At 45.6% G+C, this 15,277-nt stretch carries 12 protein-coding genes; 4 read left to right on the top strand and 8 right to left on the bottom strand.

Going from position 1 to position 15,277, the window contains the following annotated elements; genetic code table 11:
- The first annotated feature begins 17 nt into the window (after window positions 1–17).
- On the top strand, window positions 18–752 hold the full coding sequence (locus AC6H1S_RS15655; RefSeq protein ID WP_199137797.1) for a head GIN domain-containing protein: 735 nt from the start codon (window positions 18–20) through the stop codon (window positions 750–752).
- A 95-nt stretch (window positions 753–847) separates the two neighbouring features.
- Here AC6H1S_RS15655 and AC6H1S_RS15660 read toward each other — a convergent pair whose 3' ends face one another.
- Window positions 848–1,738: a hypothetical protein gene (locus AC6H1S_RS15660; RefSeq protein WP_497564211.1), complete on the bottom strand. Its 891-nt coding sequence runs from the start codon at window positions 1,736–1,738 to the stop codon at window positions 848–850.
- Between the two features lie 227 nt (window positions 1,739–1,965).
- Between AC6H1S_RS15660 and map the strand changes: the two genes are divergently transcribed.
- Window positions 1,966–2,730, top strand: a complete 765-nt coding sequence (gene map / locus AC6H1S_RS15665; RefSeq protein WP_199137801.1) for a type I methionyl aminopeptidase — start codon at window positions 1,966–1,968, stop codon at window positions 2,728–2,730.
- Between the two features lie 171 nt (window positions 2,731–2,901).
- Here the strand turns inward: map and AC6H1S_RS15670 are convergent, their stop codons facing one another.
- The 4 genes from AC6H1S_RS15670 to AC6H1S_RS15685 form a co-directional block, all read right to left on the bottom strand.
- Window positions 2,902–3,594, bottom strand: coding sequence for a DUF2490 domain-containing protein (locus AC6H1S_RS15670; protein WP_497564212.1), 693 nt, complete (start codon window positions 3,592–3,594; stop codon window positions 2,902–2,904).
- 128 nt (window positions 3,595–3,722) lie between these two features.
- Window positions 3,723–4,955: a 2-oxoglutarate dehydrogenase complex dihydrolipoyllysine-residue succinyltransferase gene (gene odhB / locus AC6H1S_RS15675; RefSeq protein ID WP_497564213.1), complete on the bottom strand. Its 1,233-nt coding sequence runs from the start codon at window positions 4,953–4,955 to the stop codon at window positions 3,723–3,725.
- 162 nt (window positions 4,956–5,117) lie between these two features.
- The gene (locus AC6H1S_RS15680; RefSeq protein ID WP_497564214.1) at window positions 5,118–7,913 is read right to left on the bottom strand and encodes a 2-oxoglutarate dehydrogenase E1 component; all 2,796 of its coding nucleotides are present in this window, start codon (window positions 7,911–7,913) and stop codon (window positions 5,118–5,120) included.
- A gap of 110 nt (window positions 7,914–8,023) precedes the next feature.
- Window positions 8,024–9,310 (bottom strand): DASH family cryptochrome, encoded by a 1,287-nt coding sequence (locus tag AC6H1S_RS15685; RefSeq protein ID WP_497564215.1) that lies wholly within the window; start codon window positions 9,308–9,310, stop codon window positions 8,024–8,026.
- Window positions 9,311–9,595: 285 nt separating this feature from the next.
- On the opposite strand from AC6H1S_RS15685, the gene AC6H1S_RS15690 reads away from it, so the two are divergent.
- Entirely contained in the window at window positions 9,596–10,507 is a 912-nt protein-coding gene (locus AC6H1S_RS15690) for a TIGR01777 family oxidoreductase (protein ID WP_497564216.1), read from the top strand.
- Window positions 10,508–10,524: 17 nt separating this feature from the next.
- Window positions 10,525–11,838, top strand: coding sequence for a cryptochrome/photolyase family protein (locus AC6H1S_RS15695; RefSeq protein WP_497564217.1), 1,314 nt, complete (start codon window positions 10,525–10,527; stop codon window positions 11,836–11,838).
- A 14-nt stretch (window positions 11,839–11,852) separates the two neighbouring features.
- Here AC6H1S_RS15695 and AC6H1S_RS15700 read toward each other — a convergent pair whose 3' ends face one another.
- The 3 genes from AC6H1S_RS15700 to AC6H1S_RS15710 all read right to left on the bottom strand — a co-directional run bounded on the left by AC6H1S_RS15700 (window position 11,853) and on the right by AC6H1S_RS15710 (window position 15,159).
- Complete coding sequence (locus AC6H1S_RS15700; RefSeq protein WP_497564218.1) at window positions 11,853–12,725, bottom strand: FKBP-type peptidyl-prolyl cis-trans isomerase; 873 nt, start codon at window positions 12,723–12,725, stop codon at window positions 11,853–11,855.
- 8 nt (window positions 12,726–12,733) lie between these two features.
- Window positions 12,734–13,204 carry an FKBP-type peptidyl-prolyl cis-trans isomerase gene (locus AC6H1S_RS15705; RefSeq protein WP_497564219.1) on the bottom strand — a complete coding sequence of 157 codons (471 nt, stop codon included), beginning with the start codon at window positions 13,202–13,204 and terminating at the stop codon, window positions 12,734–12,736.
- A gap of 176 nt (window positions 13,205–13,380) precedes the next feature.
- Window positions 13,381–15,159, bottom strand: coding sequence for an acyl-CoA dehydrogenase FadE (locus tag AC6H1S_RS15710; protein ID WP_199137812.1), 1,779 nt, complete (start codon window positions 15,157–15,159; stop codon window positions 13,381–13,383).
- Window positions 15,160–15,277 lie beyond the last annotated feature (118 nt).

The following is a 15,277-nucleotide window of genomic DNA, read 5'->3' on the forward strand; positions in this document are numbered from 1 at the left end:
AAACAACCTATTCACACATGAAAAAATTATTCGTTTCGTTAAGTTTCATGGCAGCTGTGGCCTGCTTGAACCTGCAGCCGGTTTTGGCGCATATTTACCCTATTGTTATTGGTTACAAAACCAAAAAACAGGAAGAAGTAAAAAACTATAATGGCGTTGCCGCCGGTGGCCCTATCGATGTGATCATCCAATTAGGCGACAGCGAAGGCATCAGATTTGAAGGCGATGCCGATGCCATTGCGTCTTTGATTGTTGAAGTTAAAAACAACGTATTAACCATCAGGCCAGAAAACAGCTGGAACAACTGGTCGCGAAAGTACGATAACAGAAAAGTAACGGCCTACATAAAAGCCAAAAGCTTAAAAAGCTTAACCATGTCTGGTTCGGGCAAAATGAGCGTGAACGGCACCATCAAAGGCGCTTCTCTCTCGTCGGTTTTAAGCGGGTCGGGCAGCATCAGCGCCAGCGCCCAGGTCAACAAGTTCAACGGCGTAATCAGCGGTTCGGGCTCGCTCAACTTTACCGGTAGCGCCGATGATGCCAGTATCGTAGTAAGCGGTTCAGGTTCGTTCAGCAGAAAAGGCTTTTCGGTAGGCACATTGTCTACAACGGTTAGCGGATCGGGCAATGTAAACGTCAATGCCGAAAAAGAAATCAATGCCGTAATCAGCGGTTCGGGCAGTGTAAACTATTCGGGCGATCCTTCGGTACAAAAAAGAGTATCGGGCTCCGGCCGCGTAAGAAAAATATAAGGCGCTTTTAACACACAACAAAAGCAAAGCTCCTTTGGAAAATACCAAAGGAGCTTTTTTATGACCTATCGTTAAATAGATTAAGGGGTTGTGCCTTAAAATTGATAGCCCAACACCGTTAAATTCTCGGCATACCTAATGGTTTGGCTGGCTCGGTCTATATCATTCCTGCCGGTAGTGTGAATACGTGAAAGGTCGGTAAAACCCACTTTGGTTGTATTTTGCACGTAAAATCCCTTGGTGATATAAAACTTGATACCCGCCTTGGCCGAAATGCCATAACCGGCAATGTTCCAAAAGTTGTTTTTGCCTACGCCAAATAAATGCACATCACTTCTTGGTATCATCATGCCTACGCCTAAACCGGTTTCAAAGGTCAGCGAAGTTTCTCGCGACGGCGCTACCCAAAGGTCGTCATAACGCTCAATCTCGGTACTGATATAATTAAACCCGTCGGTATGCTCAAAAGTCAGCATATTATCTTTTACCTGCAGCGGTGTGTTGTTGTAGGTACCTGCATAGGCGCCTGTAGGAATAGCCGGATTAGAAATGGTCGAATTGATATAGCCCTCAACATTTACCGTTTGCGGAATATCCATTACATATTTCATGTGGTCCCAACCGATAGAAATACTGTAGTTATCCTTGATAAAATAGCCAACACGGAAGTTGAATTGTGGCGTGGTAATCAAAGTTGGATCCAAATACTCTAGCGACAAGCGTTTGGGGCGGTCGTGCGCCTTCACGTCTTTCAGCGTAAAATCATAACCCGGGCCTTTAAAATGGATATCGCTTTCATCATACCAGGAGAAGTTATAGCCCCAATGGAAAAACCAGTTGCCTTTGCGGGAAAAGTTTCTTTTAATTTCGTTAGCGAAAATGCTTTTGCCAATTTTGGCTACCGGAGCAGGTTGCGGCATAATCTCTTGTGCACTTATTTTTCTTCCGAAAAACAAGGTTATTAATAAAATGGGTAATCTTTTCATGGTGTGCAGTGCTATAGTAGCACTAATTTGTTTTTTAAGACGGCCAAAAATACGCAATGAAATTCTCCAAAAACCCCCATAAAATGCTAAAAACATGTTTTTACATTAAGATGTTAAAACAGGCCTGTTGGTGTCGAATTACCGTCATCTTTTGGGTCTTGCATTTTTTTGCGCTTTTAAATTTGTCTAATCCGCTAAATTTGTATCACATCAAAATGTACTAAGCCATGTCGATTACCACCGAAGACGAACTATCAGGAATGAAAAAAGTAAGTGAAGCTGTGGCACTTACCCTCAAAGAAATGCGCAATTATGCCAAACCAGGCATGAGTACCTTGCATTTAGACCAATTCGGTGGCCAAATCTTGCAAAAGATGGGTGCCAATTCTGCGCCTTTCCTTACCTACGGCTTTCCGGGTTTTACCTGCATCAGCGTGAATAATGAAGTGGCCCACGGCATTCCAAGTGCCAAAAAGATTTTGCAGGAGGGGGATTTGGTGAACATTGATGTTTCGGCAGAATTAAATGGCTTTTGGTCAGACAATGGCGGTTCTTTCGTGCTTGGCCAGGATATTCATGGCCACCAACATTTGGTCAATGCGTCCAAACAGATTTTAAGCAAGGCCATCGCCAATATTAAAGGGGGGTTAAAAATAGCTGATCTGGGTTTTCTGATCGAGACCGAAGCCCGAAAATCAGGCTATACCGTTATCAAAAACCTGACGGGCCACGGCATTGGCCGAAGCCTGCACGAATCGCCCAGCGAGATTGCCAATTTTAGGGATCGCTATAACTTGAACCGCTTCAAGAAGAACAGCGTAGTAGCTGTCGAAACCTTTATTTCTACCCAATCAACCATCGCTAACACCCTAGCCGATGGCTGGACCTTGGTAGGCAACAAAGGAGGCTACGTGGCCCAACACGAACATACCATTATCGTAACCGATTCGAAACCCATCATCTTAACAGCGATGAACGAGATTTGGAATTAGTTCTTCTTAAATACGCGATAGCCCCACTACCCATCGTTCAACAAAACAACCGACCTTGGCCAGTGCTGTAGCATTAATTTGACTAAGCACTAACCTTGTAGCGCTGGGCGCAGTCGGCAATTTTTGGTCCTTTTGTTTGCACAAAAGGATTAGGCCATGCCTGTTATGAGGCTAAAATCTCGTATACAAAGCCAATTGTATCACATTATTCATAACGGTATTACTCGCGGCTTTTTGTGTTTGGTTCAAATAGCCTATCTCGGCATCAAATTTTTTCGAGAAACGGTAGCCAGCCGCCAAATAGGCACGGTTCTGATCAAAAAAGCTTCCATTCAGCTTGTCTTTGTTTTGCAGGTTAAAGAAAATTTCGTTCTGCAAAGCTACAAAAGCACCTTTGCTAAAGCCGCCTTCCTGCTTTTGTAAAGGCTGGATGAACCTGAAGAAATAGCGGAAGCGTTGTGAAAAGGTATCGTCAGGGCCATTGGTTTCGATAAAACGTTGCTCTAGCCTGAAACGGTGCATCGCAAAAACCGAGCTGATTTTATGCGTCAGGATATATTGTTGCCAAATGCGATGCTCTAGCAAAGTATTCACTTTATTATCGGTCGTAATCAGGGCATAGCCAGCAGTTACGTTGTTTCTGTCGTTGATGTAATAAGTCAACCCAGGCCTGAACAAAGTGTTTCTTACATAAGCCCAATCGTCGGCCGAACGAACCTGGATATCGAGTGCCAAGCCCCATTTGCTGTTGAATTTGGTAGCATTGAACAAGGCAAACCAGCCCGTATTTTGCTGTACGGTTTGTGCTGATAACTGGCTAAAGCCTAAAGCGCCGAACAGCGCAACGAATAATAGTTTTTTCATCTGTGTATTTGTTTTCCGGTGTAAAAAACGATTGCTCCGCTCCCCTTATTGAGTATTGCAATCGTGGTGTATCTTCATAAAAAAGCCCTAATGCAAGGCATTAAGGCTTTCTAAAATTTATAGATCGGCTATACGCCTAATAACAATCTTGCTGGATCTTCTAACAGCTGCTTAACGCGTACCAAGAAGCCTACCGATTCGCGGCCATCGATAATACGGTGGTCGTAAGAAAGCGCTAGGTACATCATCGGACGGATAACCACCTCCTTGTTTTCGGCAATAGGACGCTCAATGATGTTGTGCATACCTAAAATGGCCGATTGTGGCGCGTTGATGATGGGTGTAGACATCATCGAGCCGAAAACACCGCCGTTGGTAATGGTAAAGGTACCGCCGGTCATTTCTTCGATGCTCAATTTGCTATCCCTGGCTTTGGTAGCCAATTCGATTACGGTTTTTTCGATTTGCGCCAGGCTCATGCTTTCTGCATTTCTGATTACCGGTACAACCAAGCCTTTTGGAGCTGATACGGCGATAGATACGTCAACAAAATCATTGTAAACGATTTCTTCACCCTCGATACGTGCATTTACTGCCGGGAAGTCTTTCGCAGCCTCGCAAACCGCTTTGGTAAAGAAGCTCATAAAGCCTAGGCCAACACCGTGTTTTTCTTTAAACTGGTCTTTGTATTTGGCTCTCAAATCCATAATCGGTTTCATGTTCACCTCGTTAAAAGTGGTTAACATGGCCGTTTCGTTTTTCACAGCAACCAGGCGCTTGGCTACGGTTTTGCGCAACGGCGACATTTTTTCCCTGCGCTCGTTTCTTGAACCTGCAACCTGAGGGGCAGGTGCGGTTACCGTAACTGTTGCCTGCTTAACAGGAGCTTTGCCAGCTTCCGCTTTATTCGCATCGTCTTTAGTGATACGGCCATCAACGCCAGTACCTTTAACCGATGCCGGATCGATGCCTTTTTCGGCCAGGATTTTACCCGCAGCCGGAGATGGTGTTCCTGTAGCATAGCTCTCGCCTGATTTTTCGGCAACAGGCGCACTTGCTTTATCTGCAACCGGAGCCTCGGCTTTTGGTTGCTCGCTTGCTGCCGCTGGCTTTGCTGCAGGGGCACCGCCTTCTTCAATTGAACAAACTATCGCACCAATTGGCAAGGTATCGCCTTCGCTAGCTATGATTTTTAAAGTTCCTGCTTTTTCGGCAGTAAGTTCAAACGTGGCCTTATCCGATTCTAATTCGGCAATGATTTCGTCCATTTCAACAAAATCGCCATCATTTTTAACCCAGCGTGATAAAACTACTTCTGTGATCGACTCGCCTACCGGCGGAACTTTGATTTCTAAACCCATGATATTTTTTTGTTTGGCGATTGGCGATTGGCGATTGGTGTTTAAGCGTCTGGTGAACGCTTTACGCTTGTCGCTAAGCGCTTGTCTATGTTTACTATTTTTGTTTGGCGTTTGGCGATAGGCGTCGTGCGTTTGAAAATGCGCAACGCTTAACGCTAAACACTAGTCTATGTTTACTAATTTTTTAGAAGCCTTCGCTACGATTTCTTTTACTTTCTCGGTTACCGGAACATCGAAGGTGGTAGAAACGATATAGGCCTGTTGGTTGGTGTGCTGTTTGGCATAACCTGTAGCCGTACTGCTGCTTTCTTTTCTCGAAATTACATCAATATGGTTCAAGGCTGTTTTACGTAACCTGCGCAGCAAATATGGCCAAGCGCCCATGTTTTCTGGTTCTTCTTGCACCCAGAATACTTCTTTGGCATTTTTGTAGCGTTTGTAAACGGCTTCCATTTGCTCAACCGGCGTTGGGTAAAGCTGCTCTACGCGCACCAAGGCTACATCGCCTTTGCCATTGGCTTTTTGAGCCTCCAACAAGTCGTAGTAGATTTTGCCACTGCAAAAAACCACACGTTTTACCCCTGCTGGTTTTACGTTTTCATCGTCAATCACCTCTCTGAACTTGCCATTGGTAAAATCGGCCAACGGACTTACACAAAGCGGGTGGCGCAACAAGCTCTTAGGGCTGAATACCACCAACGGCTTACGGAAATCGCGCTTAAACTGACGGCGCAAGGCGTGGAAGAAGTTGGCTGGGGTAGTACAGTTGGTTACCTGCATGTTGTAATCGGCACAAAGCTCCATAAAACGCTCGATACGTGCTGATGAGTGCTCTGGGCCTTGGCCTTCGTAGCCATGTGGCAACAACATGACCAAACCATTCTCACGTTGCCATTTGGTTTCGGCACTGGCCACATATTGATCAACCACAATCTGCGCACCATTAAAGAAATCGCCAAACTGGGCTTCCCAAATGGTTAAGGCATTAGGGTTGGCCATGGCATAACCATATTCAAAACCCAATACGCCATACTCAGACAAGTGCGAGTTGTAGATATCAAATTCGGCTTGTTGATCCGAAATGTTTGAAAGCGGTGTATATTCCTCTTCCGAATCTTCTAGGGTTAATACGGCATGACGATGAGAGAAGGTTCCTCTTTTCACATCCTGACCACTTAAACGAACTCTTTTGCCTTCGGTTAACAAAGTACCATAAGCCAATTGCTCGCCCATTGCCCAGTCGAACACATGGGTAGTGGTCGCCATTTTTAAACGCTCTTCAAACAATTTCTCGATTTTTTTGAAGAACTTTTTATCTTTCGGCAAGGTAGAAATCCGCTTCGCTACTTCCAGCAAAGTGTTTTTCTTAACCGAAGTATCTGGCGAAACATCGAAATCCTTTGCCGTAGCCAAACGCATGTCGGCCCAAGCCCCACCAAATTTCACATCATGATAAGTAGAAGTAATTTCTTTGGCTTCGTTTAGGCGTTCTTGCAACAGGCCTTTAAACTCTTTTTCTAATTCTTTGGCCGCTCCAGCTTCTAAGCTACCTTCCTTAATTAGTTGGGCCACATAGATATCGCGTGGGTTGGCGTGGTTCTCGATGGCTTTGTACAGCAACGGCTGGGTGAATTTAGGCTCATCGGCTTCGTTGTGACCAAACCTGCGGTAGCATAAAATATCGATGAATACGTCGTTTCTGTATTTCTGACGATACTCCATGGCCAAATTGATGGCATAAACCAACGCTTCTACATCGTCGCCATTCACGTGGAATACCGGCGACAGCGTTACTTTGGCAATATCGGTACAATAAGTACTTGAACGGGCATCTTTATAGTTGGTGGTAAAACCGATTTGGTTATTGATCACCAGGTGGATGGTTCCTCCGGTTTTGTAGCCTTCTAAACCTGCCATCTGGATCACTTCGTACACAATGCCCTGGCCCGCAACAGAAGCATCGCCATGGATCAATATCGGAGCCAGGCGGCTGTTATCGCCGGCATATTTGAAATCGATTTTGGAACGCGACATCCCTTCTACCACACCATTTACGGTTTCCAGGTGCGAAGGATTTGGACACAAACTCAAGTGAACGCTTTTGCCACTGTTGGTACTCACGTCGGTCGAATAGCCCAAGTGGTATTTCACGTCGCCACCGAATGGCGAATCGGCGCTATAGCCTTTGCCTTCAAACTCGGCAAAAATATCTTTGTAGGTTTTTTGCATGATATTGGCCAACACGTTCAAACGACCGCGGTGCGCCATACCAATTACAAACTCCTCGATGCCTAAATCGGCGCCTTTTTCAATTACAGAATCCAAAGCCGGAATAAGTGCCTCTGCACCTTCTAGCGAGAAGCGCTTTTGGCCCAGGAATTTGGTACCTAAAAAGTTCTCGAAAATAACGGCTTCGTTTAGTTTTTTAAGTACACGTTTTTTCTCGTCGATAGAAAGCTTTGGCGTATTGCGCTCGGTTTCCATTTTGGTCTCTATCCACTTCAGTATTTCTGGCGTACGAACATATTTGTATTCGGCACCAATAGAACGGCAATAAGTCTGCTCTAAAAAGGCCACGATATCGCTCAACTTGGCTGGGCCGATGCCCAACTCGATGCTTGAGTTAAAAACCGTGTCTAAATCTGCCGGAGTTAAGCCAAAATTCTCTATGGCCAAAGTTGGCAGGTGCTTACGTCTTTCCCTTACCGGATTGGTCTTGGTAAACAAGTGTCCACGCTGACGGTAGCCGTTAATGAGGTTTAAAACGTTGATTTCCTTTAAAAAATGTTCGGGGGTTTCGGCACTTACATGGGTGGCACCTGAGCCTCTTCCAAAATCAAAGCCTTCAAAAAATTTCTGCCAGCCAAATTCTACCGAATTCGGGTCTGCTATATAGCTCTGGTATAACGACTCGACATATTCGGCATTGGCGCCATTAAGATAAGATAGATTATCCATTGTGTATTTGTTACGATAAGTATTGCAAAATTAGGATTTTACCTGCTAATAATGACAATAAACTTAACAATAAAATCAAATAAAAACGCTTTTTTGAGGCACTCGCCGGGCTAGGCCCTAACTGCCTGTACATAAGTACTTTTAGGATCAAAAGCCTTTAGCTGCTTTTCGAAGTCGAAACTGCCGGTAAGGCGCTGGTCGTTGCCCACACCTGCCAGATTTGCCCAATTGCCCCAATTGCTGGCTGGGCAATAATCGATCAGCTTTTCTTCGAGGTAAGCGGCGCCCATTACCCAATTCACCTTCAGTTCATAAACCAGGTAGGTAGCCACCAGCAAGCGCGAGGCATTATTGATGTAGCCAGTTTGGTTCAGTTCGTGCATGATGGCATCAACCAAGGGATGGCCGGTACTGGCGGTTTTCCAGGAGTGCAGCAACTCGCTATCCGAAAGCGAAATCACCTGGGCATCTTTTTTAAATCCCTCTGGCTTAAAAAAGGTATTGCCATATTTCTTGAACATGAAACGGTAGTAATCGCGCCACAACAAACCCAATACCACCTGATTGAAGTAAGGTTTCAAACCATAATTGGCTTCTGCTTCCTTCATTTTCCAATACACTTCCCTTGGCGAAAGGCAGCCTAACGCCAACCAGGGCGAAAGCCTGGAAACCACTTCGTTCTTTTTGAGCGAAGCATTAGCCAACGCCATATCTTCGCCGGCATGCAAAAAATCGTACAGGTGTTTAAATGCGGCAGCTTCTCCGCCCTTAAACTCTGCAACCGCCGACAAATCCTGCAGGTCCTCATGCAAAACCAGATCGCTTAACACGGGCATGCTGCCCCAATCGTCGAGCTGGGCAAAAACAATATGCGCTGGCGTTGGAAAACAGGGCTTTACCAAGGCATCGCGCTCCGTTTTCTTCTTAAATTGGGTAAAAACGTCGGGAATATCCTTGATCGGGAAAGGCAAATCTTCCTTGTTGTAAAGCGTATGACCGATAAAATGCTTCAGGTTGACCCTGAGCTTCCACAACAGGTCTTCTACGGCAACCGAAACAGCAGTCTCTTCGCTGGCTACTTCCCTGTGGTGGTAAACTTCGGTAATATGATGTTCGGCAACCAGTTGAGGCAACAATTCTTCGGGTTTTCCCTGCAAAATGAGGATATCGCCACCAAATTGTTGAAATGATTGACGTAAGGCTTGTACGCTTTCCAGCAAAAAGCGGGCACGAACGGCGCCAGTTTTGATGCTATGGTAGCGAGTAGGCTCGAAATGGCGGGGGTCGAAACAGTAAACGGGCAGGATTTCTTCTGATTTGGCAATGGCTTCTACAAGCATTTCGTTGTCGTGCATGCGTAGATCATTCCTAAACCAAACCAAAATCTTTTTGCTCATATCCGTAGCCATTTTATATCGAGTTGCAAATTGCACAATTTATCGCAATTAGATGGTCAAACATCCTATTTTTTACATACCGATAACACTCCTTGGGCAAGTCGTAAGTCGCTAGCCCATAGCCGTCGGCCTGGGGCTTGGAATCCGTGGTTTTAGGTTTGCTCTTTTCAATTCATCTTGGCCAACGCAATGGGACAATCCATAATAACTAACCAGCTCATGAACCAAATATTGCTATCTTGGCTTCCGAAAAAACAAATCTCCGAAAAGCAAGGTTTAAAGGATATGGCAAAGAACATTTTGATTACCGGCGCTACTGGACTGGTGGGGCGCAAACTGGTGCCGCTTTTGTTGCAACAGGGCCACCGGGTTTCTATACTTTCGAGAAAGCTGCACGACATAAAGGGTGCCCAGGTTTTTCTTTGGGACGTGAAACAGCAAACCATTGATCTTGCAGCTTTTGAAGGCATCGACACAGTTGTACACCTGGCCGGAGCAGGAATTGCCGACAAAAAATGGACTGCCGAATACAAGCAGGAAGTGATAGACAGCCGGGTACAATCAACACAGTTGCTTTACCAAAGCATCAAAGCAACCAATGCACCTGTAAGCAGCTTCATTTCGGCATCAGCCATTGGCTATTACGGCGACAGGGGCGAAGAAATCCTGACTGAAAACAGCGAGCCGGGTACCGGCTTTTTGGCCAACTGTTGTGTACTTTGGGAAGAAGCCGTAAACGAGGGTATAGCCATGGGACTTAGGGTAGTTAAAATAAGGGTTGGCCTCGTGTTAAGCAGGGAAGATGGCGCACTGGCCACCATGGAAAAACCCATCAGGTATTTTGTAGGCGCGCCTTTGGGTAGCGGCAAGCAATGGATGCCCTGGATACACCTGGACGACATGGCCAATATCTTTGCCAAAGCTGTAAACGACAATGAAATGGCGGGTGCCTACAACGGCTGTTCGCCCGTTCCGGTTACCAATAAGCTATTTACCAAAAGCATTGCCCAGCAATTGGGCCGACCCGTTTGGCCTATTCGTGTACCTGCCTTTGTGCTCAAGGCAGTGCTCGGCGAAATGAGCATCATGCCCCTGATGAGCAGCAATACCTCTGCCCAAAAACTGCTCGATGCCGGCTATAAATTTGCTTACCTTAACCTAGATAGTGCCCTGAATGAAATCTATGCAACCAAATAGCTCCAAAAACCATAATCATGACAACAGCAATTAGCATCTGCTGGCTCAGAAGAGACCTGCGCCTAGAAGATCAGGCTGCGCTCTATCATGCGCTCAAAAGCGGCCATCCGGTACTTTGCCTTTTTATATTCGATCAGCATATCCTTTCGCAACTCTCCAACAAAGCCGATGCAAGGGTCGATTTCATTTACCAGACTTTGGCGAAACTCAAAGCCAAATTGGAGCAACAAGGCTCTGCCCTATTGGTTAAACACGGAAAAGTAGAACAGGTTTGGCCCGAAATCATAAAAAAATTCAACGTAAAGGCTGTTTATACCAATACCGACTACGAGCCTTATGCCACGCAACGCGATAACGGTCTGGCCGAATACCTGCGTAGCGAAGGAATTGGCTTTTTTAGCTATAAGGATCAGGTTATTTTTGAGAAATCGGAAGTGGTTAAGGCCGATGGGAAGCCTTATACCGTTTTTACGCCTTACTACAAGCAATGGTTGCAGAAACTGGATCGGTTTTACCTGAAGCCCTATCCCACTGCAAAATATTTCGATAAGCTAGCCAAAACCGAACCTTTGCTTTTTCCGGCCTTATCCGAACTCGGATTTGAAGCAAGTGGCCAAGCATTTCCTTCCGTCCACTTCGAAAACAAGCTGGCCGGTTACGATCAATCGCGCGATTTTCCAGCCTTAAACGCCACTACCCACATTGGCCTGCACCTACGTTTTGGCACATTGAGTATTAGGGCCGTTGCACAGGAAGCATTGGCACAGCAAGCACACAAATGGCTCTCTGAACTGGCCTGGCGCGAATTTTACATGATGATTTTGTGGCATTTCCCACATACGGCGAACCATTCTTTTAAACCGGCCTACGACCATATCAAATGGCGCAACAACGAAACCGAATTCAAGGCTTGGTGCGCAGGCAAAACGGGCTATCCCTTGGTAGATGCAGGTATGCGCCAGCTCAACGAAACCGGATTTATGCACAACCGCGTACGGATGGTGGTGGCCAGCTTCCTGTGCAAGCACTTATTGATAGACTGGCGTTGGGGCGAAGCCTATTTTGCCGAAAAGCTGTTAGACTACGACCAGGCCAGCAATGTAGGTGGCTGGCAATGGGCCTGTGGTTCTGGCAATGATGCCGCCCCTTATTTCAGGGTTTTTAATCCCGAGTTGCAGCTCAAAAAATTCGACCCAAAACTAGAATATGTGTACCGATGGGCACCCGAATACCGATCGGCGTTGGCACCTGTGCCTGTTGTTACACACGAGCTTGCCAGAGATCGTGCCTTAAAAGCCTACAAATTGGCCCTCAACGAAAAAGCCAGTTAAAAACTGGCTTTCTATTAATTTGTTACCCCCGTAATCTCGATATCGAAATCGAGGGCGGAGTTTGGCGGTACAATATAACTTCCCGTAGTTTGGTTTCTGCTTCCTGTCGCCCCGTAAGCCAAATCAGAAGGCACAAAAAATCTGATCTTGGTGCCTTGCTTTAAGCCAACCAAGGTTTTTTGCCAACCAGGGATAAGGAGGTTGAGTTGCGATGTTAAACCATTATTCTGGTCGAAGATGGTTCCATTGAGCAACCTACCTGTATAATTAACGGTAATGGTTGAAGCCGTGCTCGAAATGGCATCGCCAGTACCTACAAAATTCATGATGGTGTAAACCCTTGATGGATTTTTAACAGCCGTCAGGCCTTTCGCCGTCAGGAAGTTATTGATGTTTTGATCATCGATTTCCCATATTTTGCCATAAGGCGATACTGTAATCTCAGACAAGATGACTTCATTAGACGGAACCGTTTCAGTGCCATTTTTGCCATAGGCCAAATAAGAAGGCAATATCACCCTTACCTTGCCACCTCGGTTAACACCGGTTAGGGCAATGCGGTAGGCTTCCGGACTAAGATAGCCCAAATAAGTGCCCTCAGTGCTATAAGTTGCGGTGTTGTAATAGCTTGTTCCGCTCAGCGACTTGACCGCCAAGCTGTAAAAAACCGAATCCTTGTTCAACAAAGGCGCACCAGTTCCCTGATTAAGTACCTGATAATAAAATCCAGCCGGATCTTTGGTCATGGTAAGGTTATTCTGTTTGATATAAGCCTGAATTTTGGCCTCGTCAATACTTTGGATGGTTTCATATTCTTTTTTACAAGAATTGAACAGCAGCAAGAGGCCTAATAAAGCGATTGCCGGAAAGATAAGTTTTTTACGCATGAGCATATTTATTGTGCGCTGATTAAGTCTATGGTAAAGTCTAAAACCGCATTTTCGGGAATACCCGGACCTGGCGATTGGTTTTTATAGGCCAAGGTAGAAGGCACGATCAACCTGATTCTGCCTCCCTTTTGGATCAGTGGAATGCCGATTTGCCAACCTTGGATCAGTCTGCCCAAAACAAAAGTTACTGCGCTTGAGGATTTGTCGAAAATATTTCCGTTCAGCAATCTTCCTTCGTAGTTAACCACTACTGCGGTTGAAGAGTTAAAACTTACGTCTCCGCTTCCCGGGGTAATAATCTGGTAATAGATTCCCGAACTGTGTTTGATGGCGGCAATACCGTTTTTAGCTATGAAATCTGCAATGAGGCCGTCGTCTATCTTTGCTTGTTTCTCTGCATTGTAACTGTCTTTTTTACAAGATGCAAAGGTTGCTACGATTAAAAAGAAACCTAAAAATAACCTGGTTTTAAACATAATTGCACAAAAATAAGCTTTTATTGCCTATGGCGCAATTTTTAACCAATTTTAACACTTGCCAGCAGTGGAGGGTTAAAGGCAGAAGGCTGAAAGATGGAAAGCGCAGGGCTTGTTCAAAATAAAAAGGTTTAGGATGAAATAACCCTAAACCTTCTACTTTTTTACCTTCAACCTTAAAAACAGTATTTATTGGCTTCGATCAGTTGCAATGCTACGTTTTGACGGGCTTGTTTTACATTAAACGGCTCCATTTTGGTAAACCTGCGCAAACCAACCAACATCATGCGCAGTTCGTCGCCTTCGGCAAAAGCCCAAAGCGCTTCCTTGCCTGCTTTCTGCACGCCGTCAACCGCTTCTACAAAATAGATGCGCATCATATCTAACTGACCCTTGCAGGCTTCTTCGCCACGTAGGCTAACTAATTTCTCCGTCCTGAGCATAGCCGATTCCGCTACGTACACATAGCTGGCCATGTCGGCGATATTCATTAAAATTTCCTGCTCTTTTGAAAGGCTCATCATCAACTTTTGCACCGCAGCGCCAGCCACCATCAAAGTTGCTTTTTTCAGATTCTGGATAATTTTCTTTTCTGCAGCGAACAAGGTGGTGTCTTCTTCTCCAAAATCGGGGATCGACAGCAGCTCGTTGGCCACGGCAGTTGCCGGTGTCATCAGGTCCAGTTCGCCCTTCATCGCCCTTTTCAGCATCATGTCAACGGTGAGCAAACGATTAATTTCGTTGGTACCTTCAAAAATACGGTTGATACGTGCATCGCGATACGACCTGTCCATCGGTGCATCGGCCGAGAAGCCCATGCCGCCATAAATCTGTACACCTTCGTCGGTTACATAATCCAGTACTTCAGAGCCCCATACTTTCAAAATGGCACACTCTACTGCAAACTGTTCTGTTGATTTGAGTTTGGCTTTTCCTGCCTCCATGCCACCCGCAACCAAGGCATCGTAAGCATCGTCTATGTTTTGTCCGGCCCTGTAGTTTGCCGATTCTACCGCATAGATTTTGGTGGCCATTTCGGCCAGTTTATAACGGATTGCTCCATATTTGGAGATAGGCCTGTCGAATTGCACACGTTCGTTTGCATAGTTAACGGCCTGGTTCACCACTTCTTTAGAGCCACCAATCGCGGCAGCGGCCAACTTGATCCGGCCAATGTTCAGGATGTTTACAGCAATCTTAAAACCATTTTCCCTTTCCGACAGCATATTCTCTACCGGTACCGGACAATCGTTAAAGAATACCTGGCGGGTCGACGAACCTTTAATTCCCATCTTGTGTTCTTCGGGGTTCATGGTTATGCCGCCAAATTCCTTCTCTACAATAAATGCAGTTAGGTTCTTATCGTCATCTATTTTGGCAAAAACGATGAAGATGTCTGCAAAACCACCATTGGTGATCCACATTTTTTGTCCGTTGATGATGTAATGCTTGCCATCGGCCGATAATTTGGCTTTGGTTTTGCCCGAGTTGGCATCAGAGCCCGAATTGGGTTCGGTTAAGCAGTAAGAGGCCTTCCACTCGCCTGTTCCCAATTTGGGAATGTATTTGGCTTTTTGGGCTTCATTGCCATAGTAAAGAATAGGCAAGGTGCCGATACCCGTATGGGCTGACAAAGCCACGGCAAACGAATGGCCTGCGCCGCAAACATCGGCCACCAGCATTGAAGTGTTGAAATTTTTTCCGAAACCGCCGTATTCTTCCGGAATGGACACACCCAAAATACCGAGTTCGCCAGCCTTGTCCATCAGCGACGGCATGAGGCCTTCTTCCTGGCTGTCGATCCTGTCTAATATGGGGTTAACTTCGGCCGCCAGAAAATCGCGGCAGGTTTGCGCAATCATCTGTTGCTCTTCATCAAATTCTTCAGGAATGAATACATCCTGGTATTGGGTTGTTGCAATTAGGAATTCACCGCCTTTTATTGTTTTTTCCATGTTAGTATTGTGTATTGAGTATAGCGTACCGAGACGGTATGCCCATGTTTACAATTATTTTATTTTATTGTCCAATAGTACGAGAGAAGTATCTCAATACGCACTACGCAATTCTATT

This window comes from Pedobacter sp. TM02, from assembly GCF_059705275.1.

What these genes read in the sequence shown, in the direction of transcription:
- AC6H1S_RS15655 (WP_199137797.1), top strand. Translation starts at nt 18, where the DNA reads ATGAAAAAATTATTCGTTTCGTTAAGTTTCATGGCAGCTGTGGCCTGC.
- AC6H1S_RS15660 (WP_497564211.1), bottom strand. Translation starts at nt 1,738, where the DNA reads ATGAAAAGATTACCCATTTTATTAATAACCTTGTTTTTCGGAAGAAAA.
- map (WP_199137801.1), top strand. Translation starts at nt 1,966, where the DNA reads ATGTCGATTACCACCGAAGACGAACTATCAGGAATGAAAAAAGTAAGT.
- AC6H1S_RS15670 (WP_497564212.1), bottom strand. Translation starts at nt 3,594, where the DNA reads ATGAAAAAACTATTATTCGTTGCGCTGTTCGGCGCTTTAGGCTTTAGC.
- odhB (WP_497564213.1), bottom strand. Translation starts at nt 4,955, where the DNA reads ATGGGTTTAGAAATCAAAGTTCCGCCGGTAGGCGAGTCGATCACAGAA.
- AC6H1S_RS15680 (WP_497564214.1), bottom strand. Translation starts at nt 7,913, where the DNA reads ATGGATAATCTATCTTATCTTAATGGCGCCAATGCCGAATATGTCGAG.
- AC6H1S_RS15685 (WP_497564215.1), bottom strand. Translation starts at nt 9,310, where the DNA reads ATGAGCAAAAAGATTTTGGTTTGGTTTAGGAATGATCTACGCATGCAC.
- AC6H1S_RS15690 (WP_497564216.1), top strand. Translation starts at nt 9,596, where the DNA reads ATGGCAAAGAACATTTTGATTACCGGCGCTACTGGACTGGTGGGGCGC.
- AC6H1S_RS15695 (WP_497564217.1), top strand. Translation starts at nt 10,525, where the DNA reads ATGACAACAGCAATTAGCATCTGCTGGCTCAGAAGAGACCTGCGCCTA.
- AC6H1S_RS15700 (WP_497564218.1), bottom strand. Translation starts at nt 12,725, where the DNA reads ATGCGTAAAAAACTTATCTTTCCGGCAATCGCTTTATTAGGCCTCTTG.
- AC6H1S_RS15705 (WP_497564219.1), bottom strand. Translation starts at nt 13,204, where the DNA reads ATGTTTAAAACCAGGTTATTTTTAGGTTTCTTTTTAATCGTAGCAACC.
- AC6H1S_RS15710 (WP_199137812.1), bottom strand. Translation starts at nt 15,159, where the DNA reads ATGGAAAAAACAATAAAAGGCGGTGAATTCCTAATTGCAACAACCCAA.